The sequence below is a fragment of the Klebsiella sp. GG_Kp173 genome (assembly GCF_040062415.1).
GTDB lineage: Bacteria > Pseudomonadota > Gammaproteobacteria > Enterobacterales > Enterobacteriaceae > Klebsiella > Klebsiella quasipneumoniae.
Map to the genome: position 1 here is coordinate 66933 of NZ_JBEAFZ010000004.1, position 26237 is coordinate 93169.

General features: G+C 61.7%; 29 protein-coding genes. 21 read left to right on the forward strand and 8 right to left on the reverse strand.

Going from position 1 to position 26237, the window contains the following annotated elements:
- The first annotated feature begins 1 nt into the window (after position 1).
- Genes gspF through ABLU50_RS04515 form a run of 10 tightly spaced genes read left to right on the forward strand, consistent with a single transcriptional unit; the run spans position 2 to position 7306 of the window.
- Positions 2–1216 carry a type II secretion system inner membrane protein GspF gene (gene gspF, locus ABLU50_RS04470; RefSeq protein WP_004204418.1) on the forward strand — a complete coding sequence of 405 codons (1215 nt, stop codon included), beginning with the start codon at positions 2–4 and terminating at the stop codon, positions 1214–1216.
- A 20-nt stretch (positions 1217–1236) separates the two neighbouring features.
- Positions 1237–1659 carry a type II secretion system major pseudopilin GspG gene (gene gspG, locus ABLU50_RS04475; RefSeq protein WP_004204417.1) on the forward strand — a complete coding sequence of 141 codons (423 nt, stop codon included), beginning with the start codon at positions 1237–1239 and terminating at the stop codon, positions 1657–1659.
- Positions 1659–2174 (forward strand): type II secretion system minor pseudopilin GspH, encoded by a 516-nt coding sequence (gene gspH / locus ABLU50_RS04480; RefSeq protein ID WP_004204416.1) that lies wholly within the window; start codon positions 1659–1661, stop codon positions 2172–2174. Before gspG ends, gspH begins: the two co-directional genes overlap by 1 nt.
- Positions 2171–2536, forward strand: a complete 366-nt coding sequence (gene gspI / locus ABLU50_RS04485; protein ID WP_087833092.1) for a type II secretion system minor pseudopilin GspI — start codon at positions 2171–2173, stop codon at positions 2534–2536. The genes gspH and gspI overlap by 4 nt, the downstream gene beginning before the upstream one ends.
- Positions 2533–3129 (forward strand): type II secretion system minor pseudopilin GspJ, encoded by a 597-nt coding sequence (gene gspJ / locus ABLU50_RS04490; RefSeq protein WP_032426022.1) that lies wholly within the window; start codon positions 2533–2535, stop codon positions 3127–3129. The genes gspI and gspJ overlap by 4 nt, the downstream gene beginning before the upstream one ends.
- Positions 3126–4106 carry a type II secretion system minor pseudopilin GspK gene (gspK, locus tag ABLU50_RS04495; protein ID WP_004204412.1) on the forward strand — a complete coding sequence of 327 codons (981 nt, stop codon included), beginning with the start codon at positions 3126–3128 and terminating at the stop codon, positions 4104–4106. Before gspJ ends, gspK begins: the two co-directional genes overlap by 4 nt.
- Positions 4099–5295, forward strand: a complete 1197-nt coding sequence (gspL, locus tag ABLU50_RS04500) for a type II secretion system protein GspL (protein WP_087833093.1) — start codon at positions 4099–4101, stop codon at positions 5293–5295. Before gspK ends, gspL begins: the two co-directional genes overlap by 8 nt.
- The gene (locus ABLU50_RS04505) at positions 5288–5773 is read left to right on the forward strand and encodes a type II secretion system protein M (RefSeq protein WP_004204409.1); all 486 of its coding nucleotides are present in this window, start codon (positions 5288–5290) and stop codon (positions 5771–5773) included. The genes gspL and ABLU50_RS04505 overlap by 8 nt, the downstream gene beginning before the upstream one ends.
- On the forward strand, positions 5763–6491 hold the full coding sequence (locus ABLU50_RS04510) for a type II secretion system protein N (protein ID WP_087833094.1): 729 nt from the start codon (positions 5763–5765) through the stop codon (positions 6489–6491). The genes ABLU50_RS04505 and ABLU50_RS04510 overlap by 11 nt, the downstream gene beginning before the upstream one ends.
- A gap of 14 nt (positions 6492–6505) precedes the next feature.
- Positions 6506–7306: an A24 family peptidase gene (locus ABLU50_RS04515; RefSeq protein ID WP_049093658.1), complete on the forward strand. Its 801-nt coding sequence runs from the start codon at positions 6506–6508 to the stop codon at positions 7304–7306.
- A gap of 47 nt (positions 7307–7353) precedes the next feature.
- Here the strand turns inward: ABLU50_RS04515 and hrpB are convergent, their stop codons facing one another.
- Entirely contained in the window at positions 7354–9783 is a 2430-nt protein-coding gene (gene hrpB, locus ABLU50_RS04520) for an ATP-dependent helicase HrpB (protein ID WP_087833095.1), read from the reverse strand.
- 72 nt (positions 9784–9855) lie between these two features.
- Here hrpB and thpR point away from each other — a divergent pair, with 72 nt between their 5' ends.
- The 9 genes from thpR to panD all read left to right on the forward strand — a co-directional run bounded on the left by thpR (position 9856) and on the right by panD (position 16851).
- On the forward strand, positions 9856–10392 hold the full coding sequence (gene thpR / locus ABLU50_RS04525; RefSeq protein WP_004204405.1) for an RNA 2',3'-cyclic phosphodiesterase: 537 nt from the start codon (positions 9856–9858) through the stop codon (positions 10390–10392).
- Positions 10392–11108 (forward strand): DNA/RNA nuclease SfsA, encoded by a 717-nt coding sequence (sfsA, locus tag ABLU50_RS04530; protein ID WP_087833096.1) that lies wholly within the window; start codon positions 10392–10394, stop codon positions 11106–11108. Before thpR ends, sfsA begins: the two co-directional genes overlap by 1 nt.
- A 162-nt stretch (positions 11109–11270) precedes the next feature.
- Positions 11271–11726 carry an RNA polymerase-binding protein DksA gene (gene dksA / locus ABLU50_RS04535; RefSeq protein ID WP_002888845.1) on the forward strand — a complete coding sequence of 152 codons (456 nt, stop codon included), beginning with the start codon at positions 11271–11273 and terminating at the stop codon, positions 11724–11726.
- Between the two features lie 59 nt (positions 11727–11785).
- Entirely contained in the window at positions 11786–12667 is an 882-nt protein-coding gene (gene gluQRS, locus ABLU50_RS04540) for a tRNA glutamyl-Q(34) synthetase GluQRS (RefSeq protein WP_004204403.1), read from the forward strand.
- A 62-nt stretch (positions 12668–12729) separates the two neighbouring features.
- Positions 12730–14124: a polynucleotide adenylyltransferase PcnB gene (gene pcnB, locus ABLU50_RS04545; protein ID WP_071592560.1), complete on the forward strand. Its 1395-nt coding sequence runs from the start codon at positions 12730–12732 to the stop codon at positions 14122–14124.
- Positions 14121–14600: a 2-amino-4-hydroxy-6-hydroxymethyldihydropteridine diphosphokinase gene (folK, locus tag ABLU50_RS04550; RefSeq protein ID WP_023319748.1), complete on the forward strand. Its 480-nt coding sequence runs from the start codon at positions 14121–14123 to the stop codon at positions 14598–14600. The genes pcnB and folK overlap by 4 nt, the downstream gene beginning before the upstream one ends.
- A gap of 119 nt (positions 14601–14719) precedes the next feature.
- Positions 14720–15511, forward strand: coding sequence for a 3-methyl-2-oxobutanoate hydroxymethyltransferase (gene panB, locus ABLU50_RS04555; protein ID WP_004204400.1), 792 nt, complete (start codon positions 14720–14722; stop codon positions 15509–15511).
- A gap of 11 nt (positions 15512–15522) precedes the next feature.
- Complete coding sequence (gene panC, locus ABLU50_RS04560) at positions 15523–16377, forward strand: pantoate--beta-alanine ligase (RefSeq protein ID WP_004204399.1); 855 nt, start codon at positions 15523–15525, stop codon at positions 16375–16377.
- 93 nt (positions 16378–16470) lie between these two features.
- Complete coding sequence (panD, locus tag ABLU50_RS04565) at positions 16471–16851, forward strand: aspartate 1-decarboxylase (protein WP_004204397.1); 381 nt, start codon at positions 16471–16473, stop codon at positions 16849–16851.
- A 36-nt stretch (positions 16852–16887) separates the two neighbouring features.
- Here the strand turns inward: panD and ABLU50_RS04570 are convergent, their stop codons facing one another.
- The 4 genes from ABLU50_RS04570 to ABLU50_RS04585 form a co-directional block, all read right to left on the reverse strand.
- Positions 16888–18141 (reverse strand): polysaccharide deacetylase family protein, encoded by a 1254-nt coding sequence (locus ABLU50_RS04570; protein WP_064178513.1) that lies wholly within the window; start codon positions 18139–18141, stop codon positions 16888–16890.
- A gap of 58 nt (positions 18142–18199) precedes the next feature.
- Complete coding sequence (locus ABLU50_RS04575) at positions 18200–18640, reverse strand: PTS sugar transporter subunit IIA (RefSeq protein WP_004204391.1); 441 nt, start codon at positions 18638–18640, stop codon at positions 18200–18202.
- A 122-nt stretch (positions 18641–18762) separates the two neighbouring features.
- On the reverse strand, positions 18763–19533 hold the full coding sequence (locus tag ABLU50_RS04580) for an ABC transporter permease (protein WP_004204389.1): 771 nt from the start codon (positions 19531–19533) through the stop codon (positions 18763–18765).
- Positions 19530–20456, reverse strand: a complete 927-nt coding sequence (locus ABLU50_RS04585; RefSeq protein WP_004204387.1) for an ABC transporter ATP-binding protein — start codon at positions 20454–20456, stop codon at positions 19530–19532. Before ABLU50_RS04585 ends, ABLU50_RS04580 begins: the two co-directional genes overlap by 4 nt.
- A 178-nt stretch (positions 20457–20634) precedes the next feature.
- Between ABLU50_RS04585 and can the strand changes: the two genes are divergently transcribed.
- Positions 20635–21297, forward strand: a complete 663-nt coding sequence (can, locus tag ABLU50_RS04590) for a carbonate dehydratase (RefSeq protein ID WP_004204385.1) — start codon at positions 20635–20637, stop codon at positions 21295–21297.
- 55 nt (positions 21298–21352) lie between these two features.
- On the opposite strand, the gene hpt is transcribed toward can, so the two are convergent.
- Both hpt and ABLU50_RS04600 read right to left on the reverse strand, forming a co-directional pair.
- Complete coding sequence (hpt, locus tag ABLU50_RS04595) at positions 21353–21889, reverse strand: hypoxanthine phosphoribosyltransferase (RefSeq protein WP_004204384.1); 537 nt, start codon at positions 21887–21889, stop codon at positions 21353–21355.
- A 4-nt stretch (positions 21890–21893) separates the two neighbouring features.
- Positions 21894–22013, reverse strand: a complete 120-nt coding sequence (locus ABLU50_RS04600; protein WP_032426021.1) for a hypothetical protein — start codon at positions 22011–22013, stop codon at positions 21894–21896.
- Between the two features lie 79 nt (positions 22014–22092).
- On the opposite strand from ABLU50_RS04600, the gene ABLU50_RS04605 reads away from it, so the two are divergent.
- Positions 22093–24483, forward strand: a complete 2391-nt coding sequence (locus tag ABLU50_RS04605; protein ID WP_023319745.1) for a glucose/quinate/shikimate family membrane-bound PQQ-dependent dehydrogenase — start codon at positions 22093–22095, stop codon at positions 24481–24483.
- Positions 24484–24558: 75 nt separating this feature from the next.
- Here ABLU50_RS04605 and cueO read toward each other — a convergent pair whose 3' ends face one another.
- A complete protein-coding gene (gene cueO / locus ABLU50_RS04610; protein ID WP_087833097.1) occupies positions 24559–26160 on the reverse strand; it encodes a multicopper oxidase CueO in 1602 nt (533 codons plus the stop codon).
- Between the last annotated feature and the right edge of the window lie 77 nt (positions 26161–26237).

Here is a 26237-nt window from a genome sequence, read left to right on the forward strand (position 1 = left end):
GATGGCCCTGTTCCGCTATCAGGCGCTGGACGCGCAGGGCAAAACCCGCCGCGGCGTTCAACAGGCCGACTCCGCCCGCCACGCCCGCCAGCTGCTGCGGGACAAAGGCTGGCTGGCGCTGGAAGTGGCCGCCGCCGACCCGGCGAGCCGGCTGTGGCGCGGCGGACTCCTTACCCGGCGCACCAGCGCCGGTGATTTAGCCCTGCTCACTCGCCAGCTGGCCACCCTGGTCGCCGCCGGCATTCCGCTGGAGAAAGCGCTCGATGCCGTCGCCCAGCAGTGCGAAAAGGCGCCGCTGAGAACGTTAATGGCCGGGGTGCGGAGCAAAGTGCTCGAAGGCCATTCGCTGGCGGAGGCGATGCGCGGCTATCCCGCCTGCTTCGACGGCCTGTTCTGCGCCATGGTGGCGGCTGGCGAAACCTCCGGCCATCTCGACGGCGTGCTGAATCGGCTGGCGGACTATACCGAGCAGCGCCAGCAGCTTCGCGCCCGCCTGCTGCAGGCGATGATCTACCCCATCGTGCTGACGCTGGTCGCCATCAGCGTGATCGCCATTCTGCTCTCCACCGTGGTGCCGAAAGTCGTCGAGCAGTTTGTCCATCTTAAACAGGCTCTGCCCTTCTCTACCCGGCTGCTGATGAGCCTGAGCGACATGGTGCGCAGCGCGGGCCCCTGGCTGGTGCTGCTGTCGTTACTGGCGCTGCTGGGGTTGCGCTATCTGCTGCGCCAGCCTGCCCGGCGGCTCGCCTGGGACCGGGCGCTTCTGCGCCTGCCGGTCATCGGCCGCGTGACGCGCAGCGTCAACAGCGCGCGCTACGCCCGCACCTTAAGCATTCTCAACGCCAGCGCGGTGCCGCTGCTGCTGTCGATGCGCATCAGCGCGGGCGTTCTCAGCAATGCCTGGGCGCGCAGCCAGCTGGAGACCGCCAGCGAGTCGGTGCGCGAAGGCGTCAGCCTGCATCGCGCGCTGGAGGCCACGGCGCTGTTTCCGCCGATGATGCGCTACATGATCGCCAGCGGCGAACAGAGCGGTGAGCTGACCGCCATGCTGGAGCGCGCGGCGGAGAACCAGGACCGGGAACTGAGCGCGCAGATCCAGATGTCCCTCAGCCTGTTTGAACCCCTGCTGGTGGTCACCATGGCCGGCATGGTGCTGTTTATCGTGCTGGCCATCCTGCAGCCGATCCTGCAACTGAATACCCTTATGAGTATGTGACTGTATTAATGGAGAAAACTATGCAACGGCAACGCGGCTTCACGTTACTGGAAATTATGGTGGTGATCGTCATTCTCGGCATCCTCGCCAGCCTGGTGGTACCTAACCTGATGGGCAACAAGGAGAAAGCGGACCGCCAGAAGGTGGTCAGCGATCTGGTGGCGCTCGAGGGGGCGCTGGACATGTATAAGCTGGACAACAGCCGCTACCCGAATACCGAACAGGGTCTGCAGGCGCTGGTGACCGCCCCGGCAGTCGAGCCGCATGCCCGCAACTACCCGGAAGGCGGCTATATCCGCCGCCTGCCGCAGGACCCATGGGGAAATGAGTATCAGCTGTTAAGCCCCGGTCAGCATGGCGCCATCGACGTCTTCAGCGTCGGCCCGGACGGGATGCCCGACACCAATGACGACATCGGCAACTGGACCCTCGGGAAGAAATAGTGTCTCAGCGCGGTTTCACCCTCCTGGAAATGATGCTGGTCCTGCTGCTGATCGGCGTCAGCGCCAGCATGGTGCTGCTGGCGTTTCCCTCCGCCCGCACCCAGGAGGCCACGCAGATCCTGGCGCGCTTTCAGGCGCAGCTGGATTTTGTCCGCGAGCGCGGGCAGCAAACCGGCCAGCTCTTCGGGATCGTTATCCACCCTGACCGCTGGCAGTTTATGCGCCTGCAGCCTGCCGACGAAGGTGCCCCGGCGGCGGCTGACGACCGCTGGGGCAACGCGCAGTGGCTGCCGCTGCAGGCCGGGCGCGCCACCACGGCGGAAACCCTCCCGCGTGCCAGGCTGACGCTGCGCTTTCCCAACGGCCAGGCGTGGACGCCGGGCGAGCAGCCCGACGTGATCATCTTTCCCGGTGGCGAAGTGACCCCGTTTCAGCTGCGGATTGACGCCGCGACGGGCATCAACATCGACGCCCAGGGCGACAGTCAGCCGCTGGCGGCGCGGGAGCAGCCATGAAACGCGAGAGCGGAATGACGCTTATCGAAGTGATGGTCGCGCTGGTGATTTTCACCCTCGCCGGCCTGGCGGTGATGCAATCCACCCTGCAGCAGACGCGGCAGCTCGGGCGTATGGAAGAGAAAATCCTCGCCAGCTGGCTGGCGGATAATCAGCTGGTGCAGCTGCGGCTGGAGAAACGCTGGCCTGCCCTCAGCTGGTCTGAAACCACCGTGGAGGCCGCCGGGACGCGCTGGTTCGTCCGCTGGCAGGGGGTGGAAACCGCGCTGCCGCAGCTGCGGGCGCTGGACGTGGAGGTCCGGCGGCAAAAAAGCGATCCCGCGCCGCTGGCGACTCTGCGCACCTGGGTGACGCCGCCATGATAACGAAAATGCGCGGTTTCACCCTGATTGAAACGCTGCTGGCGCTGGCTATCCTCGCCGTCCTCAGCGCCGCCGCCGTGATGGTGCTGCAGAACGTCATCCGCGCCGATGGCCTCACCCGCGAGAAGAGCCAGCAGATCGCCGCCCTCCAGCGCGCTTTTCGCCAGATAGCCGACGATGTCACGCACATCATTCCCCGTCGCGCCAGAAACAGCGACACGCTTTTCTTTGCCGGACGTTTTCAGTTGCAGAGCGATGACTGGGGGCTGGCCTTCAGCCGCAGCGGCTGGCCGAATCCGCTGGGGATCCTCCCGCGCTCGGAGATCCAGAACGTCAGCTACCGCCTGCGCCAGCAGCAGCTTGAACGGCTGAGCTTCGATCAGCAGGATCCGCTGACCGGCAGCCAGCCGACGGTCCGGGTGCTGCTGCGCGGGGTGACGGCGTTTCGCCTGCGGTTTTATGCCGACGGGCGCTGGCAGGAGACCTGGGACCGCCCTCAGACGCTGCCGCAGGGGCTGGAGATCACCCTGATCCTGGCGAACAGCGGGGAGATAACCCGCCTGTTTTTACTTACCCCGGGGGGCGGCCAGTGAAAAATCGGCAACGCGGCGTCGCGCTCCTGATGGTGCTGTTCATCCTCGCCCTGATGATGATCCTCGCCAGCGCCATGACCGAACGCACCTCGGTCATGTATCAACACACCGCCGTGACCCTCGATAATCTGCAGGCCAGATGGTACGCCCTGGCGGCGGAAAACATGGCCGCTGCGCTGCTGCAACGCGACGCGCTGGACTCGCCCAGTCAAACGAACCTGGCGCAAACCTGGGCGCAGGAGGGACGCCGCTTTACCCTCGACGATGGCGAAATCCTCGCCACGATCCGCGACGGGCACGCCTGCTTTAACCTCAATGCCATCAACCATCGCGCGGATGAGACCAGCGGCGAAACGCCCTACCCGACCGACGTCTTCGTCCGGCTGCTGGCGCTGCTCGGCGAATCACCGCTGCGCGCCAGCCAGATCGCCGCCGCCCTCGGCGACTGGACGGACAGCGACGGCCAGCCGCGACTGAACGGGGCGGAGGACGAGGTTTATATGGCGCAAACCCCGGGCTATCTCGCCGCCAACCAGCCGATGCAGGACGTCAGCGAGCTGCGCCTGCTGGCCGGTATGGACGCCGCGCTCTATCAGCGCCTGCTCCCCTTCGTCTGCGTCCAGCCGGATGACGCGCTGCAGGTCAATGTCAACACCCTGCGGCCCTCACAGGCCGCCCTGCTGGTGGCCCTCTTTCCCGGCGATCTGACGCTGCAGGAGGCGCAACAGCTGTTGCACAACCGCCCGCGAACCGGGTGGAGCAGCGTCGCCGCGTTTCTCGCGCAGCCTACGCTGCAGAAAACCGATACCACGCTCGCCCGCCCCTGGCTGACGGTGCGCAGCACACGCTTTATCGCCGCCTTCACCGTGGTGACCGGCAACCTTCGCTTTCAGCTGCACAGCGTCCTGCAACAGGAGGGGCGCGCCTTTACCGTCGTCCAGCGGCGATACGGACTTTCTATGGTGGTTGATGAATAAGTTTAACGCTTCCCCCCAGGCCATGCTGATCGTGCGCTTCGCCCCCGGGCAGGTGCCGCTGCACTGGCAACTCTTCGCCCCCGGCGATCCGCATCACGAAGCCAGCGGCCGGTGGCCGGCTGACGACGCCAGCCCTTTCCCGGCGCTGGCGGCGCATTATCCGGCCTGGGTGCTGATCCCGGCCAGCGACTGCGCGTTTCACCCCCTCAGCCTGCCGGCGGGCCTGCGTAAACCGCCGCTGCAGGTGGCCCCGTTCCTGTTGGAAGAGCAGCTGGCCGACGATGTGGAAGCCACCCATTTTGCCCTGCTCCACCGCCAGCAGGCCCAGTGCGAGATCGTCGCCGTGCAGCGGCAAAAAATGCGCGACTGGCTGGCGCGCTGCGAGTCGCTCTCCCTACGGCCCCTGGCGTTGACGCCCGATGTGCTGGCCCTGCCCTGGCAACCGCCGGCGTGGAGCGCGGTCCAGGTGGACGAGCAGTGGCTGATCCGCCACCAGCCATGGAGCGGCATGGCGGCGGAAAGTTCCTGGCTGGCGGAGCTGCTGCAGGACGAGGCGGAAGAGCACGTCATCGACAGCTATTCGCCGCCGCCCGGGGCGCCGGGAGCGTGGCGCGCGCAGCCTGCGCAGACGCTGCTCTCCCTCGCTGCAAATCATCCGGCGGCGCAGAAGCTCAGTCTGCTGCAGGGAGAGTTTGCCATCCGCCGTCGGCAGCCTGCGCAGGGGAGCTGGCGTCCGGCGCGGTATGCCGCGCTGGCCCTGGCGCTGCTGGCGGCGGTGAACAGCGTACTGGATCATCGCGATCTGGCGCGCCAGGCCGAGGCGGCCCAGCAGGCCAGCCGGGCCTACTATCATCGCTGGTTTCCTACGGAGAAAAAGGTGATTAACCCGCGACTGCAGATGCAGCAGCATCTGCAAACCCTCGCCCGTCAGGCGCAGCATGCCCCCCTCGTCGACCGCCTCAGCGCGTTGCAGAACATCATCAGCGAAACGCCGGGGATCCGCCTGCGGGCGCTGAGCTGGGATGCCGCGGCCAACCGTCTGCAGCTGGATATCGCCGCGGCCTCTTCCCTGGCGCTGGAGCAGTTCACCCAGCGGGCGCAGCCGCGGTTTCGCGTCCGGCCAGGCGACATGAGCACGAAACCGGATGGCATTGAAGGACAACTGACGCTGGAGGAAAACGATGGCTAATCTGTTTATCTGGTGGCGGCAGCGCACGCCGTCGGAGCAGCGCCTGCTGCTCGGACTCGCGGGACTGCTGGTGGTGTGCGCCCTCTGGTACGGGCTGTGGCAGCCCTGGCGAGCCCGCGAGGCGCAGTGGCGGCAAACCCTGGTGAAAGAACAGGCCAGCCTGCGCTGGATGACGCAGCAGGGTCCGCGCCTGCAGCAGCTCAGCCAGCAGCCCGCGCCGGCGGCAAAAGAGGCGCTCACCGCGCTGGTGATGCGCGAGGCGGCGAGCCACGGGCTGGAAGTCGTTCGTCTGCAGCCGCAGGGAAAACGTCTTCAGGTCACCCTTCAGCCCTGCGCCTTTCAGGCGCTGATGGACTGGCTGGACGCCCCGGCGATGCGCGGCGTCAACGCGGTCTCGCTATCCGTAACCGCACAGCCGTCGCGGCCGGGCTGGGTCACGGTCAACCATCTGCTGCTGGAGCGCGACGATGAAAGCTAACGGGTTCGCGGTGGCGCTGCTGCTGGCGCTCTATCTGCTGTGGTTGACCGCCACCGCCCCGGCGCGCCTGTTAGTCCCGATGCTGCCGCCCGAGGTACAGGTGGCCAACCTCAGCGGCAGCATCTGGCGCGGCGCGGCACAGTCAGTCTCCTGGCGCGGGGAACGGCTTGAGCGGCTGACGTGGTCGCTCACCCTGGCTGGCTGGCAGATCGCGCTCAGCGATCCCCGCGGCGTGGAGGGTCAGGCCCGGCTGTGGGGGATCCGCGATCTGCGCCTGCAGGAGGGGCGGCTCACCGCCCCAGCCAGCCTGCTCGGTCGCTGGCTAACGCCGACCATGCCCGTCAGCGCCGAAGGAGAGGTCACTTTCAGCCTGGCCGAAGCGCACTTCAGCGAGGGGCGCTGTCAGCAAATCACCGCCGGACGCGCGCAGTGGCGTCAGGCCAGGCTGCACTCTCCGGTCGGTAGCCTCGAGTTAGCCCAGGTCAGTGGCACCTTAAGCTGTACGGCGACCGGCGCCGTGGCGCTGGCCATCCGCCAGGATTCTCATCAGCTGAGCCTCAGCGGCGAGGGCACCCTGTCGCCCGATGGCCGCTATCTGTTTCACGGTACGCTACAGCCCAGGCAGGGGATACCGCCCCTGCTGGCGCTGCTGGTCACCCGCCCGATGGCCAAAAACGACCCGGGCCCGACGCCGTGGCAGCTGCAGGGAAAATGGTGATTAAAGGAGCAAAAATGACGACATTAGCCGCATTATCGCTGCATTTCCCTCTTATCTGGTATGGCTTTCTGCTGCTGTTCGGCCTGGCGCTGGGCAGCTTTTACAACGTGGTGATCTACCGTCTGCCGCGCATGCTGGCCCAGACCGCGGACGACGAGCCGCTAACCCTCAGCACGCCGGGCTCATCCTGTCCGCAGTGTCGCCAGCCGATCGCCTGGCGGGACAATATTCCGCTGCTCAGCTTCCTCTGGCTAGGCCGTCGCGCCCGCTGCTGTCAGGCGCGCATCTCGTGGAGCTATCCGCTGACCGAGCTGACCACCGGCCTGCTGTTTATCCTCGCCGGGGCGCTGCTCGCACCGGGACTGGCGCTGGCGGGCGGCCTGGTGCTGCTCTCCTTTCTGCTGATACTGGCGCGGATTGATGCCCGGACCCAGCTGCTGCCCGATCGCCTGACCCTGCCCCTGCTGTGGGCCGGACTGCTGTTTAATCTTAACGAGGTGTACATTGCGCTGCCGGACGCGGTCGCCGGGGCGATGGCTGGTTATCTGGCGCTGTGGTCGGTCTATTGGCTGTTCCGCCTGCTGACCGGCAAAGAGGCTCTGGGCTATGGCGATTTTAAGCTGCTGGCGGCGCTGGGCGCCTGGTGCGGCTGGCAGGCTCTGCCGCAGGTGCTGTTGTTCGCCTCGGCCAGCGGGCTGATGTGGACCCTGCTGCAGCGCCTGTGGACCCGGCAGTCGCTGCAGCAGCCGCTGGCCTTCGGCCCCTGGCTGGCGCTGGCGGGAGGGGGCGTTTTTCTCTGGCAGCAGATGGTCTAGCGTGAGTGGTTCGACTGGCCGGGCAGAATGCCGCCCGGCGCCTGGGGCTACGAATATTTTTTGCTGCGCCGGGTCGGGGCGGCGTTGGCCGGATCGTCCGGCCAGACGTGTTTCGGATAGCGTCCCTTCATCTCTTTCTGTACCTCACGGTAGCTCCCCTGCCAGAAGGCGCTGAGATCGCGAGTGATCTGCAACGGACGCTGAGCGGGCGACAGCAGCTCCAGCACCAGTGGCACTCGCCCCTCGGCGATAACCGGCGTCGTGGCCTCGCCGAACATCTCCTGCATACGCACCGCCAGCGCCGGCGGGTTCTCCGCATGGTAACGGATAGCCAGACGGCTGCCGGTCGGCACGGTATAGTGCGTCGGCAGCTCGCGATCCAGCTTCTGGCGCAGCGGCCACGGCAGCCAGTCCTGGAGCGCCTGCCGCAGATCCAGCGCCTTCAGCGCCCGCAGCGAGTGAACGCCGTTCATCTGCGGCAGCAGCCATGCCTCCAGCGAGGCCAGCAGCGAAGCGTCATCCACCGCGGGCCACGCCTCTTCCGGCAGCCATTGCGCCGCACACTGCAGCCGCAGCCGCAGCTGCTCGGCCTCTGGCGTCCAGTTGAGCACACCGAGGCCTTTCTCACGAATCCCGTTGAGCATCGCCTGATGCAGCTCCGCCTCAGAGGGCTTCGCCAGCGGCTGGGTCTTAATCACCAGCTGGCCCGTCACCGTCCGCCGCCAGGCTTTCAGCGTCCCCTGCGCTTCATCCCACTCCACCGTGTCGGAACGCTGCGCCAGCTCGGGACGGGCGGCGATCAGCTCGCCGATATCCACCGGCAGAGCCAGCAGCATGCGGGCATCCGGTGAGGCGCTGCCCTGCAGCAGCAGCGGAGCGATCAGCCACTCATGGCGGCCCAGCGCGTCGTCGGCGTCCAGCATCGCGCCCATACCGTTCGCCAGCTGATAGCGTCCCTCCTGACCGCGGCGGCGGGCGATGCGGTCGGCGAAGGCCGACGCCAGGAGCGCAGCCATTCGTCCCGCATCGGGCTGGCCGCTGCGGCAGGCCAGACGCTTCATCAGCTGCTGCGCGCGCTGCTGCCAGTTGGCCTGCTGACGGGAAAAGACGGCGCCCAAATCCACCAGCCCGCCGCGCGGCGGCTCCTCAAGGATCGCCGCCAGCCTGGCCGCCGTCGCCACTTCGTCATCGGTCTGCGCAGCGGCCAGCATCGCCGCCAGCCGGGGCTCGTTGCCGAGGGTGGCCATTTTGCGGCCAAACGCCGACAGCCGCTCGCCGTCCAGCGCCGAGAGCGCCTCCAGCAGGCGGCGCGCGGCAGCCAGGTTCACCGCCGGCGGCTGATCCAGCCAGGCCAGCGAGGCCGGATCGTGGCAACCCCACTGCAGCAGCTCCAGCAACAGCGCCGACAGATCGCTGTGCAGGATCTCCGGTTCGCTCTGCGCCGCCGCTCGTTCGGCCTGTTCTTTGCCGAGCAAATGCAGGCAGATCCCCGGGGAGAGACGACCGGCGCGTCCGGCGCGCTGGGTCATCGATGCCTGGCTGATGCGCTGCGTCACCAGCCGGATCAGGCCGGTGCGCGGGTCAAAGCGGGCAACACGCTCCTGGGCGGTGTCGACCACCAGGCGGATGCCCTCGATGGTTAAACTGGTCTCGGCAATGTTGGTGGCCAGCACCACTTTGCGCTTCCCGGCCGGCGCCGGGAGGATCGCTTTGCGCTGCTCGCTTAGGGGCAAAGCGCCATACAGCGGGCAGAGGATGACATCCTCCGCCACGCGCTCCGTCAGCTGGTCTAGAACGCGCTGGATCTCGCCGACGCCGGGCAGAAACAGCAGCATCGATCCCTGTTCATGCCGCAGGAGCTCCGCCGCCGCTAACGCCACCGCCTCATCAAAACGCTGGTGCGCGGAGAGCGGGCTGAAGCGACGCTCCACCGGATAAGCGCGCCCCTCCGAGACCACCACCGGCGCCTCAGGCAGCAGACTCTGCAGGCGATCGTTATCGAGGGTCGCCGACATGATGAGCAGTTTGAGATCGTCACGTAACCCTTGCTGGACATCAAGCAGCAGTGCCAGCGCCAGATCCGCCTGCAGGCTGCGCTCGTGAAACTCATCGAGGATCACCAGCCCCACGCCCGTCAGCTCGGGATCGCGCTGGATCATGCGCGTCAGGATCCCCTCCGTGACCACCTCCAGGCGGGTCTGTGGCCCGACGCAGGTTTCGGCACGCATGCGGTAACCCACGGTCTCCCCTGGCTTTTCGCCGAGCAGTTCAGCCAGCCGCTGCGCGACATTGCGCGCCGCCAGACGCCTCGGCTCCAGCAGGATAATGCGTCCCGCGATGTTACCCTCAGCGAGGATCTGCAGCGGCAGCCAGGTCGACTTCCCGGCACCGGTCGGCGCGTTGAGCAAAACCTGCGGCGCATGCTGCAGGGCGGATAACAGTTCTGGGAGGACGGCGGCAACCGGCAATGAGGACACAAAAGGCTCCGGGGGTTAACATTCAGGGGCTCGCATTGTAGCATCCCCCTAATTCATTACCGAGTCTCTATCATGTCTGAGCCGAAAAGGCTGTTTTTTGCGATTGAACTGCCGCCTGCCGTCCGCAAACAGATTGTCCAGTGGCGGGCAACGCACTTCCCTGAGGATGCCGGCAGGCCCGTCGCGGCGGATAACCTTCATCTGACGCTGGCGTTTCTCGGCGAGGTAAGCGCGGAAAAACAGCGGGCGCTGTCTGCCCTCGCCGGCCGCCTCCAGCAGCCGGGCTTTACCCTGACGCTGGACGATGCCGGACAGTGGCTGCGTTCGCGGGTGGTCTGGCTCGGGACCCGTCAGCCACCGCGCGGCCTGCTGCAGCTTGCCAGTATGCTGCGCGCTCAGGCGGCGCGCAGCGGCTGCTATCAGAGTCCGCAGCCGTTTCATCCGCACATTACCCTGTGGCGCGATGCCCGTCAGGCGGTGCCGATCCCGCCGCCCGGCTTTCGCTGGACGTTTCCGGTGAACGAGTTCGTGCTCTATGAATCCAGCTTTAGCCGCGGGCGCACGCGCTACACGGCGCTGGAACATTATCCGTTTGATAAGGAAAATTGATGCAGTTTGATCCGCCGTTGCAACCCGCCATTTTGCTTAAACGTTACAAACGTTTTCTTGCCGACGTGGTGACCCCCGATGGCCGCGAATTGACGCTCCACTGCCCAAATACCGGTGCCATGACCGGCTGCGCCGTCCCGGGCGACACCGTCTGGTATTCCACTTCTGACAATGCGAAGCGCAAATATGCCCATACCTGGGAATTAACTGAAACGCAGCAGGGTGCCGTTATTTGCGTCAACACGCTGCGCGCGAATACGCTGGCGAAAGAAGCAATTTCCTCTGGAATAATCCCTGAACTTTCCGGCTATAACCAGCTGAAAAGCGAAGTGAAATATGGCGCTGAGAATAGCCGTATCGATATTATGTTACAGGCAGATGATCGCCAAAACTGCTATATTGAAGTGAAATCGGTTACGTTGGCGGAGAAAGAATACGGTTATTTTCCTGATGCGGTGACTATGCGCGGACAGAAGCACCTGCGGGAGCTGATGGCCGTCGCGGCAAATGGCGACCGCGCGGTGATTTTATTTGCCGTCCTGCATTCGGCAATTGACCGTTTCTCTCCCGCGCATCATATTGATGCCAGATACGCACAGCTGTTAACAGAAGCCCGCGACAAGGGGGTGGAAATTCTCGCCTGGAAAGCGGAACTTTCTACGACGAGGATGACTCTGAATAAGCCGATCGCCGTGGTGTTAAACCCCGGTAAATAAGTGGCTAAATAGTGTTCGGGTCGCAAGCGCGAATACGCTTTTCTTCACAGGGTTGTCAAGTGTAACGTTTAGATAATTGCTATCCGGAAAAGCATCTGCTATTTATAGCGGCCTGATTTTCCCCCACATGGGGATCGATAGTGCGTGTTAAGGAGAAGCAACATGCAAGAAGGGCAAAACCGTAAAACATCGTCCCTGAGTATTCTCGCCATCGCTGGGGTGGAGCCGTACCAAGAGAAACCGGGCGAAGAGTATATGAACGAAGCCCAGCTGGCGCACTTCAAGCGTATTCTTGAAGCATGGCGTAATCAACTCAGGGATGAAGTGGATCGCACCGTATCGCACATGCAGGATGAAGCTGCTAACTTCCCGGACCCGGTAGACCGTGCCGCCCAGGAAGAAGAGTTCAGCCTGGAGCTGCGTAACCGCGACCGCGAACGTAAACTGATCAAAAAGATCGAGAAAACGCTGAAAAAAGTTGAAGACGAAGACTTCGGCTACTGCGAATCCTGCGGCGTGGAGATCGGCATTCGCCGTCTGGAAGCGCGTCCGACAGCGGATCTGTGCATTGACTGCAAAACCCTGGCGGAAATTCGCGAAAAACAGATGGCGGGCTAATCCCCTGCTGCCTCACTCTCTGGCGGGAGTCTCTCCCGCCTGGTTCTGTTGTCCGTACCATGACTGACTCACGCTATATAGGGCGCTTTGCTCCCTCCCCCTCCGGCGAACTCCACTTCGGCTCTCTGATCGCCGCGCTCGGCAGCTACCTGCAGGCCCGCGCGAACCAGGGTATCTGGCGCGTTCGTATTGAAGATATCGACCCGCCGCGCGAAGTCCCCGGGGCCGCCGACACCATCCTGCGCCAGCTCGACCACTACGGTCTGCACTGGGACGGCGAGGTGCTCTGGCAGTCGCAACGGCACGAAGCCTACCGCGAGGCGCTGGCCTGGCTGAGCGAGCAAGGGCTGAGCTACTACTGCACCTGCACCCGCGCGCGGATCCACGCCGTAGGCGGGATCTATGATGGTCACTGCCGCGACCTTGGGCTGGGCGCGGAAAACGCCGCGCTGCGTCTGCGCCAGACCCGTCCGGTTCTGCAGTTCACCGACCGCCTGCGCGGCACGCTGGTCGCCAACGAGCCGCTGGCGCGAGAAGATTTTATTATCCACCGTCGCGACGGACTGTTTGCCTACAACCTGGCGGTGGTGGTCGATGACCACTTTCAGGGGATCACCGAGATCGTCCGCGGCGCCGATCTGATTGAGCCGACGGTGCGGCAGATTTCGCTGTATCAGCATTTTGGCTGGCAGGCGCCGGACTACCTCCATCTGCCGCTGGCCCTCAATGCCGACGGCAATAAGCTCTCTAAACAAAACCACGCGCCGGCGCTGCCGGAAGGCGATCCGCGCCCCGAAATCGTCCGGGCGCTCCGCTTTCTGAATCAGGAGATCGCCGGGGAGTGGCAGGCCCTGAGCATCGATGATTTACTCGCCCAGGCCGTCGCCAACTGGCAGCCGGCGAAAATCGAGCATTCTCAAATGGCTCCCGCTGAGCTATGATTAGCCGCTATTTTTACACTGTACAGTTGATCTGAAGTCCGTCTGACACTACGAGGTGCACCATTTTTACCCGAGTCGCTAATTTTTGCCGTAAGGTGCTAAGCCGTGAGGAGCGCGAGGCAGAAGCCGCCGTCGAACCAACGCCTATGACGGTGATCCCGCGTGAGCAGCATGCTATTTCCCGCAAAGATATCAGTGAAAACGCCCTCAAGGTCATGTACCGCCTCAACAAGGCGGGCTACGAGTCCTGGCTGGTCGGCGGCGGCGTCCGCGACCTGCTGCTTGGCAAAAAGCCAAAAGATTTTGACGTCACGACCAACGCCACGCCGGATCAGGTGCGTAAGCTGTTCCGCAACTGCCGTCTGGTCGGGCGCCGTTTCCGCCTCGCGCACGTCATGTTCGGGCCGGAAATCATTGAGGTCGCTACCTTCCGTGGCCATCACGAAGGACACACTACCGATCGCGTCACCTCCCAGCGGGGCCAGAACGGCATGCTGCTGCGTGATAACATCTTCGGCTCGATCGAAGAGGACGCCCAGCGTCGCGACTTCACCATCAACAGCCTCTATTACAGCGTGGCGGACTTTACCGTTCGCGACTACGTCGGCGGCATGAAGGATCTGCAGGACGGCGTGATCCGCCTGATCGGCAATCCGGAAACCCGCTATCGCGAGGATCCGGTACGCATGCTGCGCGCGGTGCGCTTCGCCGCCAAGCTGGATATGACCATCAGTCCGGAAACGGCCGAACCGCTGCCACGGCTGGCCGCCCTGCTCCATGACGTGCCGCCGGCGCGCCTGTTCGAAGAAGTGCTCAAGCTGCTGCAGGCCGGGCATGGCTATCAGACCTACCTGCTGCTGCGGGAATACAACCTGTTCCAGCCGCTGTTCCCGACCATCACCCGCTACTTTACCGAGCGCGGCGATAGCCCGATGGAGCGGATCATCAACCAGGTGCTGAAGAACACCGATACCCGCATTCGTAACGACATGCGCGTCAATCCGGCCTTCCTGTTCGCAGTGATGTTCTGGTATCCGCTGCTGGAGACAGCGCAGAAAATCGCCCAGGAGAGCGGTCTGGCGTACTATGACGCCTTCGCCCTGGCGATGAACGACGTACTGGACGAAGCCTGCCGTACGCTGGCGATCCCTAAGCGCATCACCACCCTGATCCGCGATATCTGGCAGCTGCAGCTGCGCATGTCCCGTCGCCAGGGCAAACGCGCCTGGAAGCTGATGGAGCATCCGAAATTCCGCGCCGCCTACGATCTGCTGGAGCTACGCGCTGGCGCTGAAAACAACGGCGAACTGCAGCGTCTGACCAAATGGTGGGGCGAATTCCAGGTCGCCGCGCCGCCGGCGCAAAAAGATATGCTCAACGACCTCGGGGACGATCCGGCGCCGCGCCGTCGCCACCGCCGTCCGCGCAAGCGCGCGCCACGCCAGGGTAACGCATGACCCTGGCCTATATCGCCCTCGGCAGTAACCTCGCTTCGCCACTGGCGCAGGTGCAGGCGGCGATCCACGCCCTGGGCGAAATACCGCACAGCCGCGTGGTGAACGTCTCTTCGTTCTACCGCACGCCGCCGCTGGGCCCGCAGGATCAGCCAGACTATCTCAACGCCGCCGTCGCGCTGGAAACCACGCTGTCCCCTGAGGCGCTGCTCGATCACACCCAGCGCATTGAGCTGCAGCAGGGTCGGGTGCGCAAAGCCGAACGCTGGGGGCCGCGCACCCTCGATCTCGACATTATGCTGTTTGGCGATGCGGTCATTAACAGCGAGCGCCTGACCGTTCCGCACTACGATATGAGAAACCGCGGCTTTATGCTCTGGCCGCTGTTCGAGATCGCCCCGGACCTCCACTTTCCTGACGGCATGGCGCTGCGCGCCGTGCTGGATGATCTCGGCGCGGCAAAGCCCGCTATCTGGTAATTCCCTCTCCTTTTTTAGCATTTGCGGCGATCGTCGTAATCGGTTGCCCAAAATCATTGCCCCTCTGAATGCTGCTGTTAGAATGCCGGTTAATATGACTTTCATCATCAGGAAATGTTATGAAACCGACCACCATTGCCCTGCTGCAGAAATGCAAACAGGAAAAGAAGCGCTTTGCCACCATTACCGCCTACGACCATAGCTTCGCGAAGCTGTTCGCCGATGAAGGCATTAATGTGCTGCTGGTGGGCGACTCGCTGGGAATGACGGTGCAGGGTCACGACTCCACCCTGCCGGTCACCGTAGAAGATATCGCCTATCACACCCGCGCCGTCCGCCGCGGCGCGCCGAACAGCCTGCTGCTCGCCGACCTGCCGTTTATGGCCTACGCCACGCCGGAGCAGGCCTTCGAAAATGCCGCCGTCGTGATGCGCGCTGGCGCCAATATGGTCAAACTCGAAGGCGGCGCCTGGCTGGCCGAGACCGTGAAGATGCTGGCGGAACGCGCGGTGCCGGTTTGCGGCCATCTCGGCCTGACGCCGCAGTCGGTGAACGTCTTCGGTGGCTATAAAGTGCAGGGACGCGGCGATGCGGCGCAGACCCTGTTTGAAGACGCGTTAGCGCTGGAAGCGGCAGGCGCGCAACTGCTGGTGCTGGAGTGCGTCCCGGTCGCCCTGGCGAAACGCATCACCGAAGCCCTGACCATTCCGGTGATCGGCATCGGCGCGGGCAACGTCACCGATGGGCAGATCCTGGTGATGCATGACGCTTTCGGCATTACTGGCGGCCACATTCCGAAATTTGCCAAGAATTTCCTTGCCGAGGCGGGCGACATCCGCGCCGCGGTGCGGCAGTATATTGCCGAAGTCGAATCCGGGGTCTATCCGGGCGAAGAACACAGTTTCCATTAAGGAGTCTTGTTGTGCTGATTATAGAATCCGTGCTGCTGCTGCGTCAGCATATCCGCCGTCTGCGTCAGGAAGGCAAGCGTATCGCGCTGGTCCCGACGATGGGCAACCTGCATGATGGTCATATGAAGCTGGTTGATGAAGCCAAAGCCAGCGCGGACGTGGTGGTGGTCAGTATTTTCGTCAATCCGATGCAGTTTGACCGCGCCGATGACCTGGCGCGCTACCCGCGCACCCTACAGGATGATTGTGAAAAGCTGAACAAGCGTCATGTCGATTTTGTCTTCGCGCCGACGCCGGCGGAAGTCTACCCGCAGGGCACCGAAGGCCAGACCTACGTCGACGTCCCCGGCCTGTCCACCATGCTGGAAGGCGCCAGCCGCCCGGGCCATTTCCGCGGCGTATCGACCATCGTCAGTAAGCTGTTCAACCTGGTTCAGCCTGACGTCGCCTGCTTTGGCGAGAAAGACTTCCAGCAGCTGGCGCTGATCCGCAAGATGGTTGCCGACATGGGCTACGATATCGATATTATCGGCGTGCCGATCGTCCGCGCGAAGGATGGCCTGGCGCTAAGCTCGCGTAACGGCTACCTGACCGCCGACCAGCGCAAAATCGCTCCCGGCCTGTATAAAGTGCTGAGCGCGGTGGCGGAAAAACTGGCCGCCGGCGACCGTCAGCTCGACGAGATCATCGCTATCGCCGAACAGGAGCTGAACGAGAAAGGTTTCCGCGCCGACGACATTCAGATCCGCGATGCCGACACCCTGCTTGAACTGACCGATGCCAGCCAGCGCGCGGTGATCCTGATGGCCGCCTGGCTCGGTCAGGCCCGCCTGATCGACAACCAGATCGTCACGCTCGGTCAGTAGACAGCGGGTAAAAATCGGGCAATACTTGCCCGGGTTTTTCTCAGGGCGGACGTCGTGTCCGCTCTGCTACATTAAGGTTGAAGGGTAGAAGTTATGATGCGTAATATGCTGCAGGGCAAGCTCCACCGCGTAAAAGTGACGCAGGCTGACCTGCACTATGAAGGTTCCTGCGCCATTGACCAGGACTTCCTGGATGCGGCCGGTATTCTGGAGAATGAAACCATTCACCTCTGGAACGTCACCAACGGCAACCGTTTCTCCACCTACGCCATTGCCGCCGAACGGGGCTCCAGAATCATCTCCGTTAACGGCGCCGCCGCGCATTGCGCCAGCGTCGGCGATATCCTGATCATCGCCAGCTTCGTCACCATGTCTGACGAAGAGGCGCGCCGCTGGCAGCCCAACATCGCCTACTTCGAAGGCGACAACGAAATGAAGCGCCAGGCAAAAGCGATTCCGGTGCAGGTCGCCTGATGACCACGGCGCCGCGCTCAGGCGCAGCGCCGAAGTTTACCCCTGCGGCTGGTTACTGATCAGCCGCGACATCGTCTCCAGCGAATCCGTGCGTAAGATATATAACCGCTTTAGCAGAAACGGATTGTCCCCCGGCTTCACCTTCCCACGCACCGTCGTCACCGCCATATGAAACCCGGCGTCATTCGCCGCCTGCACCGCCGTGGCGTTATAGCCGCCGAAGGGATAGGAAAGGTAGAGCACATGTGGATTAAACTGGCTCAGCGCCCGGCGCGAGCGGGCAAAATCAAACAGAATATTATGGTAGTTGCGGCTGAATAAGATCGGCCGCCGGCTGGCGTCCACCCGGTGGAGAAAGTGGGTATGCGACTGAATGTCAAAGACGTCCTGGATCTGCCGGAGCTCAGAAATGCTCATGAACTGCAGCGATTTCGGATCCCATTGCTGCGGATGACGCTTAATACGCGATGAAATAATAAAGGCGGTGGCGTGGAAGCCATACTGTTTCAGCACCGGATAGGCGTAGCGATTTACCGATTTCAAGCCGTCATCGAAGGTGATGGCGACTGCCCGCGCCGGAAGGTTGATTTTATTGCGCACGTAGCCTTCCAGCTGATAGAGGGTCAACGTGGTATAACCCTGATCCCGCAGCCAGGTCATCTGGTTATTAAAGGCGCGTACCGAGGTGGTGGTCGAGGTATGGCGGAAACGGGTGTTCTCTTCGTCACGCAGAATATGGTGATAGGTCAGCACGGGGATCCCGTTATCCTCCTGCGCATCCAGACTGCTGACCCACGCCAGCCGGTCGCCAATGCGGATTTGAAACCAGGTCTGATTGAGCCGGTCCTTCAGCTTGCTGAGGATCGGATAGCGCAGATTATTGGCCAGCGTGCCGAACGGCGCGCTGCTCACTGAGGGAGCGTCATAGAGCGGCGTATCTTTCCAGGTGAGTAAATTCTGATTACTCAGCGGCTTATTGAGATCCCCAAGACGGTCCTCCACCCGCTGCTTACCCTGCACTGGCTCCAGATGGCCCTTGTCAATAAACCCGGTGCCGAAGCCGAAGCGAAACTCATAGTAATCAGCCGCCGTCGGGACAACCGCGAGGATTTGCCCGGCACGCACATTGCCGACGCTGACCACATGGTTCCCCACCTGCGCCCAGATAACCGCGTCTTCGGTGGTTTGCATATAGCGCACAGGCTCGCCCTGCTGGCTAAGCAGACTGGCGGAGGCGCTGAGTGAGGTCAGTAAAAGAAGCAGAGTAAAAAATCGGGCAAGCATGCGCATCGAACCGGTAAACCATCAACGGCGGTTATTGTAACAAAAGCGGCATCTGTCCCGCTGCTTAATTTCCAAAGGTATCATGACGCAACCGGAACGGGGGATTCTTCTGCTGCTGATGCCACAGGCTGCTCACCATCGGACCGCCCGCGCTGACGATAGCCTGGCGAAACGCCTCGCTGCTTAACGTATTCCGCAGCAGATACATTCGCTCAAGTAATGAATAGCTGACGCCGGAGATCACTTCGCAGTGGGTATGTTTGTGGCTCATCAGCGCTGCGGCCCGATAAGGCGCCGCGCCGGTTCTGTCGGTAAGGAAAATGACCCCGTCCCCGGAGTCGGTGGCATGCAGCGCATCGCACATCATCCGGCTCAACATATTGCTGCTGAGATTGCGCCAGTAATTGACCGCCCGGCACTGGGCCAGTGGACCAAATTTTTGTTCAAGACGATCCAGCATCTCCTGCGCCAGCTCATCGTGGCAGGTAATGACCCAACCAAGCATGCTTCCCTCCTTAGCCAGCCAACAATGTAGCAAGGGGAAGATGGCGTATCGGTGATGGCGGTCAAAGATAAGCGGTTAGCGCTTCGCGTATTGGCGTCCGGAAGCGCTAACCGTGATGAGTATCAGCTACGCAGGCCGCGGCCGCGCTGGATTAACGACCAGCAGAGGAGATAGAAGGCGACGATGAAGACCACCAGCACCGCAAAGGTGGTCACCAGCGGCACATCGTTGATACCGAGGAAGCCGAAGCGGAAACCGCTGATCATGTAGACGATGGGGTTCAGATGCGACAGCCCCTGCCAGAACGGCGGCAGCAGGGTCAGCGAGTAGAACACCCCGCCGAGATAGGTCAGCGGCGTCAGCACAAAGGTCGGGATCAGGCTGATGTCATCGAAGGTCTTGGCAAACACCGCGTTCAGCAGCCCGGCCAGCGAGAACAGCACCGCGGTAAGGAGCAGCGTCAGGGCGACAAACAGCCAGGAGTGAACCTGGAACGGCACAAAGAACAGCGACACCGCGGTCACCAGGATGCCCACGCACAGCCCGCGCGCCACCCCGCCGCCCACGTAGCCGGCGATAATCACGTGCGTCGGCACCGGCGCCACCAGCAGCTCCTCAATGTTGCGCTGAAACTTGGCGCTGAAGAACGACGAGGCGACGTTGGCGTAAGCGTTGGTGATCACCGCCATCATGATCAGGCCCGGCACGATAAACTGCATATAGGTAAAGCCATGCATCTCGCCGATGCGCGAGCCGATCAGGTTGCCGAAAATCACGAAGTACAGGGTCATGGTGATCACCGGCGGCACCAGCGTCTGCACCCAGATGCGCATAAAACGGTGGATCTCTTTGGTCCAGATGCTTTTCAGCGCGACCCAATAAAGCTGCATCATGCTGACTCTCCTTTTCGCTCATGCACCAGGGTGACAAACAGCTCTTCCAGACGGTTGGCTTTGTTACGCATACTCAGTACCTGCACCCCCTGGGCGCTCAGCTGCGCAAAGACGCTGTTAATCCCCTGCTCGCGCAGGACCTCCACTTCCAGCGTCGAGGTATCGACCAGCTGATACTGGTAGCCCTCGAGCTTCGGCACCGGGCTTTTTGGCGCGAGGTCGAGAATAAAGGTCTCTGACTTCAGCTTCGACAGCAGCGCTTTCATCGAGGTATTTTCCACTAGGGTACCGTGCTGGATGATGCCGATGTTGCGGCACAGCATTTCGGCCTCTTCGAGATAGTGGGTGGTCAGAATAATGGTGGTTCCGCGATCGTTGAGATCCTTGAGGAAACCCCACATCGAGCGGCGGAGTTCGATATCGACGCCGGCGGTCGGCTCGTCGAGGATCAGCAGCTTCGGCTCATGCATCAACGCGCGAGCGATCATCAGGCGGCGCTTCATCCCGCCGGAGAGCATCCGCGCGCGTTCACTGCGTTTTTCCCACAAATCGAGCTGTTTTAAGTACTTTTCGCTGCGGGCGATGGCTTCTTTACGCTCAACGCCGTAGTAGCCCGCCTGGTTAACGACGATCTGCTGCACGGTCTCGAACGGGTTAAAGTTAAACTCCTGCGGCACCAGGCCAAGCTGGCGCTTGGCGTTGACGACATCTTTCTCCAGATCGTAGCCAAAGACATTGACCTGACCGGAGGTTTTGTTCACCAGCGAGCTGATGATGCCGATCGTCGTGGATTTTCCCGCCCCGTTCGGGCCCAGCAGGGCATAGAAATCCCCCGCTTCAACCTGCAGGTCGATTCCCCGCAGTGCCTGAACCCCGCCGGGGTAGGTTTTTTTGAGCTGTTTTAATTCCAGAGCAATGGTCATTAAATATCTCTTCTCGTGTCATGACACGTCATTAACCCGCCTGACTGACGTTTGCGCTGTACTCGTGCGGCCAGCGCATCTGCAGCCTGAAGTATCACGGGTTAAGATGGTTTTAAAAAAGGTGAGCTTACCCTATATTAGCGCAACGCACTTACTTGGTTACAGGCCGATAACGTCCATGAATGATATAGATACACTCATCAGCAACAATGCACTATGGTCAAAAATGCTGGTGGAAGAGGACCCCGGCTTTTTTGAGAAACTGTCGCAAACGCAGAAACCGCGCTTCCTGTGGATTGGCTGTTCTGACAGCCGCGTTCCCGCTGAGCGACTCACCGGCCTGGAGCCAGGCGAACTGTTTGTGCATCGTAACGTGGCGAATCTGGTGATCCACACCGACCTCAACTGCCTGTCGGTGGTGCAGTATGCCGTCGATGTCCTTGAAGTTGAGCACATCATTATCTGCGGCCACTACGGCTGCGGCGGCGTGCAGGCGGCGGTGGAGAACCCAGAGCTGGGGCTCATCGACAACTGGCTGCTGCATATCCGCGATATCTGGTTTAAACACAGCTCGCTGCTGGGGGAAATGCCGGAGGAGCGCCGTCTGGATACCCTTTGTGAACTGAACGTGATGGAGCAGGTATACAACCTGGGACATTCGACAATTATGCAATCGGCGTGGAAGCGCGGACAGAAAGTCACCATCCACGGCTGGGCTTACGGGATTCACGACGGACTGCTGCGCGATCTGGATGTCACCGCCGTGAGCCGGGAAACCCTCGAACAGCGCTATCGCCACGGGATCTCCAACCTCAAGATCAAGCACATCAACCACAAATAGCCTTCAGACTTAGCCACTCAGGCGCGAGCGGCGCGCGCCTGAGTGGAATATCCCCTTACTCGTCCAGCAGGGTGACTTTGCCGATATACGGCAGATGGCGGTAGCGCTGAGCGTAGTCGATACCGTAGCCCACCACGAACTCGTCCGGAATGGCGAAACCGACGAACTCAACCGGGACATTCACTTCACGGCGGCTTGGTTTATCCAGCAGCGTACAAATGGCCAGCGACTTCGGCTCGCGCAGACTGAGGATCTCACGCACTTTAGACAGGGTATTGCCGGAGTCGATGATGTCTTCCACGATCAGTACGTCTTTACCACGGATGTCTTCGTCCAGATCTTTGAGGATTTTCACATCACGGGTGGTGGACATGCCGCTGCCGTAGCTCGAGGCGGTCATAAAATCGACTTCATGCGGCACCTGCACTTCACGGCACAGGTCGGCCATGAACATAAACGAGCCGCGCAGCAGCCCCACCAGCACCATTTCGCTGCCGCTGTCCTGATAATGTTCGTTGATTTGACGACCCAGTTCCGCGATGCGCGCTTTGATCTCGGATTCCGGGATCATCACTTCTACAGTATGTTTCATAAGACTAACCATTTGATTCTAAATATAAATCATCAAAGCCGCTGCTTTCGCCCCGACGATGACCGGCAAGCCATCCAGTATACCAGCAAAAAGAAATCTGCGGTGCAGGGATTAATAAAGCCATATTTGTGATTCCGATCACACTTGTTAAATCCTATAATTAATTGCAGTTAAAAAATTAACAAACACATGAGTAACTTTCTATGGCTGAAACAAAGTCTCAACAATCAAGGCTCCTGGTGACGCTGACTGCGCTATTTGCAGCGTTCTGCGGCCTCTATCTTTTAATCGGCGGAGCATGGCTGGTCGTGCTTGGCGGCTCCTGGTACTACCCCATCGCCGGTCTGGTGATGCTGGGCGTGACCGTGATGCTGCTGCGCGGCAAGCGCGCTGCGCTGTGGCTGTACGCCGCGCTGCTGCTGGCGACCATGATCTGGGGCGTCTGGGAAGTCGGCTTCGACTTCTGGGCGCTGACGCCGCGTAGCGACATCCTCGTCTTCTTTGGTATCTGGCTAATCCTGCCTTTTGTCTGGCGTCGTCTGCCGGTGCCTTCCGCTGGCGCCGTAGGCGCGCTGGTCGTCGCCCTGCTGATCAGCGGCGGCATGCTGACCTGGGCTGGTTTTAACGACCCGCAGGAGATCAACGGCACCCTGAGCGCCGACGCCACCCCGGCCGCGCCGATCTCCAACGTTGCCGACGGCGACTGGCCGGCCTATGGCCGCAACCAGGAAGGTCAGCGCTTCTCCCCGCTGAAGCAGATTAATGCCGACAACGTGAAGAACCTGAAGGAAGCCTGGGTGTTCCGCACCGGCGACCTGAAACAGCCGAACGATCCGGGTGAAATCACTAACGAAGTGACACCGATTAAAGTCGGCGACACGCTCTTCCTGTGTACCGCCCATCAGCGCCTGTTCGCGCTTGACGCCGCCACCGGTAAAGAGAAGTGGCATTTTGACCCGCAACTGAACGCCGACCCGTCATTCCAGCACGTCACCTGCCGCGGTGTCTCGTATCACGAAGCGAAAGCGGATAACGCCCCTGCTGACGTCGTGGCCGACTGTCCGCGCCGCATTATCCTGCCGGTGAACGATGGTCGCCTGTTCGCAGTAAACGCCGACAACGGTAAGCTGTGCGAAACCTTTGCCAACAAAGGTATTCTCAACCTGCAGACCAACATGCCAGTGACCACGCCGGGCATGTATGAACCCACTTCCCCGCCGATTATCACCGATAAGACCATCGTGATTGCCGGCGCAGTTACCGATAACTTCTCTACCCGTGAGCCGTCAGGCGTGATCCGCGGTTTTGATGTGAATACCGGGAAACTGCTGTGGGCCTTCGATCCAGGCGCGAAAGATCCGAACGCCATCCCAAGCGATGAGCATCACTTCACGCTCAACTCACCGAACTCCTGGGCGCCTGCCGCCTACGACGCCAAACTGGATCTGGTCTATCTGCCGATGGGCGTGACCACTCCGGATATCTGGGGCGGCAACCGCACGCCGGAGCAAGAGCGCTATGCCAGCTCGATTGTCGCGCTGAACGCCACCACCGGTAAACTGGCCTGGAGCTACCAGACCGTCCACCACGACCTGTGGGATATGGACATGCCTTCTCAGCCGACGCTGGCTGACATTGAAGTCAATGGCAAAACCGTGCCGGTCATCTATGCTCCGGCGAAAACCGGCAACATCTTCGTGCTGGATCGTCGTAACGGCGAGCTGGTGGTCCCGGCCCCGGAAAAACCGGTCCCGCAGGGCGCCGCCAAAGGCGATTATGTGGCCAAAACCCAGCCCTTCTCCGATCTGAGCTTCCGTCCGAAGAAAGATCTGACCGGCGCGGACATGTGGGGCGCCACCATGTTCGACCAGCTGGTGTGCCGCGTGATTTTCCACCAGATGCGCTATGAAGGTATCTTTACCCCGCCGTCTGAGCAGGGCACCCTCGTCTTCCCGGGTAACCTGGGGATGTTTGAATGGGGCGGTATCTCCGTCGATCCGAACCGTCAGGTGGCTATCGCCAACCCAATGGCGCTGCCGTTCGTCTCTAAACTGATCCCACGCGGCCCGGGCAACCCAATGGAACCGCCGAAAGATGCGAAAGGCTCAGGCACCGAGTCCGGCGTGCAGCCGCAGTACGGTGTCCCTTACGGCGTCACCCTGAACCCGTTCCTGTCGCCGTTCGGCCTGCCGTGCAAACAGCCGGCATGGGGCTATATCTCCGCGCTGGATCTAAAAACCAACGAAGTGGTATGGAAAAAACGTATCGGTACTCCGCAGGATAGCCTGCCGTTCCCGATGCCGGTGAAACTGCCGTTCACCATGGGTATGCCGATGCTGGGTGGGCCGATCTCCACGGCGGGTAACGTCCTGTTCATCGGCGCGACCGCGGATAACTACCTGCGCGCGTACAATATGAGCAATGGTGAGAAACTGTGGGAAGCCCGTCTGCCAGCCGGCGGCCAGGCGACTCCGATGACTTACGAAGTGAATGGCAAACAGTATGTTGTCATCTCTGCCGGCGGTCACGGCTCGTTCGGTACAAAAATGGGCGATTATATCGTCGCCTATGCGCTCCCGGATGAGGCGAAATAAAACGCAAAACGGCAACGAAAGTTGCCGTTTTTTTTGTCTTTATCCCCTATTTCCACGCGCCAGGGCTATACCGCCCTAAACCGTGAATCCCATCATCATCCCGGTGTCTTCATGTTCCAGCAGGTGGCAGTGGGCCATATAGGCAAACTCCTTCGGCGCCGGATGATCAAACTTCACTAATACTTCACTCACGTCCCCTTCCACACGAACGGTGTCTTTCCAGCCGCTACGATGCGCCGCTGGCGGCTTGCCGTTTTCGCTAAGGATGCGGAACTGGGTGCCGTGAATGTGGAACGGATGTAGCATCATGTCGCCCTTGCCGGAGATGACCCAGCGTTCATACTCTCCTCTGGCGGCGGCAAACATCGGCACATTCATGTCGAAGGCTTTGCCGTTGATGCGGTTGGCGTTATGGAAATCAAACCCCTTAGCCGACGACATACCATGATTCATGCCGGACCCGTGGTTCATGTTGCTCATGTCGCCGTGGTGCATACTCCCCATGTCGCCCATCCCGCCGTGCCCCATCATGCCGTGATCCATTCCGGCCATCGCCTGATCGCCATATTTCTCCATCAGCGCCTGCATGCCCATCCTGTCAAGCATCGGATCCATCGACAGCTGGAGCTGACGCTGCGTCAGCCCCGTCAGGGACGGTAGCGCCGGCAGAGCGGCCAGGGTATCCAGCAGCTTACCTGAGGCAGGAATAACCAGCGGCTGGACGCGCAGTACCGGCTGTGGTTTATCGAAAGGCGCAATGGCCATGCCCATCTGGCTCACCGGCAGGGTCACCAGATCAAAAGGTTTACCGTCGCTGGTGTCCACCAGCACCTCAAAACGCTCCCCCATCAAGACCGGCAGTTCATTGACCTTCACCGGCTCCGCCAGCAGACCGCCGTCGCTGGCCACCACGTACAGCGGGCGCTTATCACTGGTCGCAAAATTGAGGGAACGGGCATTACAGCCGTTCAGCAAGCGCAGACGTAGCCAGCCGCGCGGGGCGGCATGTTCAGGATAGAGAGCGCCATTGGTCAACAGCGTATCGCCAAACCAGCCGACGGCGGCGCTCATGACATCCAGCTGATAATCAATTTCGCCAGCGGCGGTAAACTTCTTGTCCTGTACGATAACCGGTACATCATCGATTCCCCACTGCTTCGGCAACAGCAGGCGTCCGCTCTCTTCATCCTCGATCAGCACCAGCCCCGCCAGCCCCATCGCCACCTGCCGACCGGTGGTCCCGTGCTGATGGGGGTGAAACCAGCAGGTGGCCGCCCGTTGCGTTGGCGTGAAGCTCACCGTCCGAGTGGAGCCCGGGGCGATAACCCCCTGCGGTCCCCCGTCGACCTCGCCCGGTACCTCCAGACCATGCCAGTGCAGCGTGGTCTCTTCTGCCAGCTGGTTAGTAATGTCCACCGTGATGGTCTTCCCCTGCGTCAGCTGCAGCGCGGGCCCCAGCAGCGAGCCGTTATACCCCCAGGTGGTGGCGTTCATCGCGCCAAACTGCGTTTTGCCCGCCTGGATGGACAGCGCGATACGGTTGCGCGCATCGGCCGTCAACAGCGACGGTACCGGCAGGGCCGGGCGACTGGCTGCAAAGACCGCACGGCTCCAAAGCGGTAACGCGCTGGCCATGCTGACTGCGGCGGTCAGTTTGAGGAAGTCTCGACGTTGCATATTCACATCCTTTTATTCTGCGGGCGAATATTTGAGCTTAAACCCTACCGTAACGGGAAGGTCAAGCAGAAGAGTGA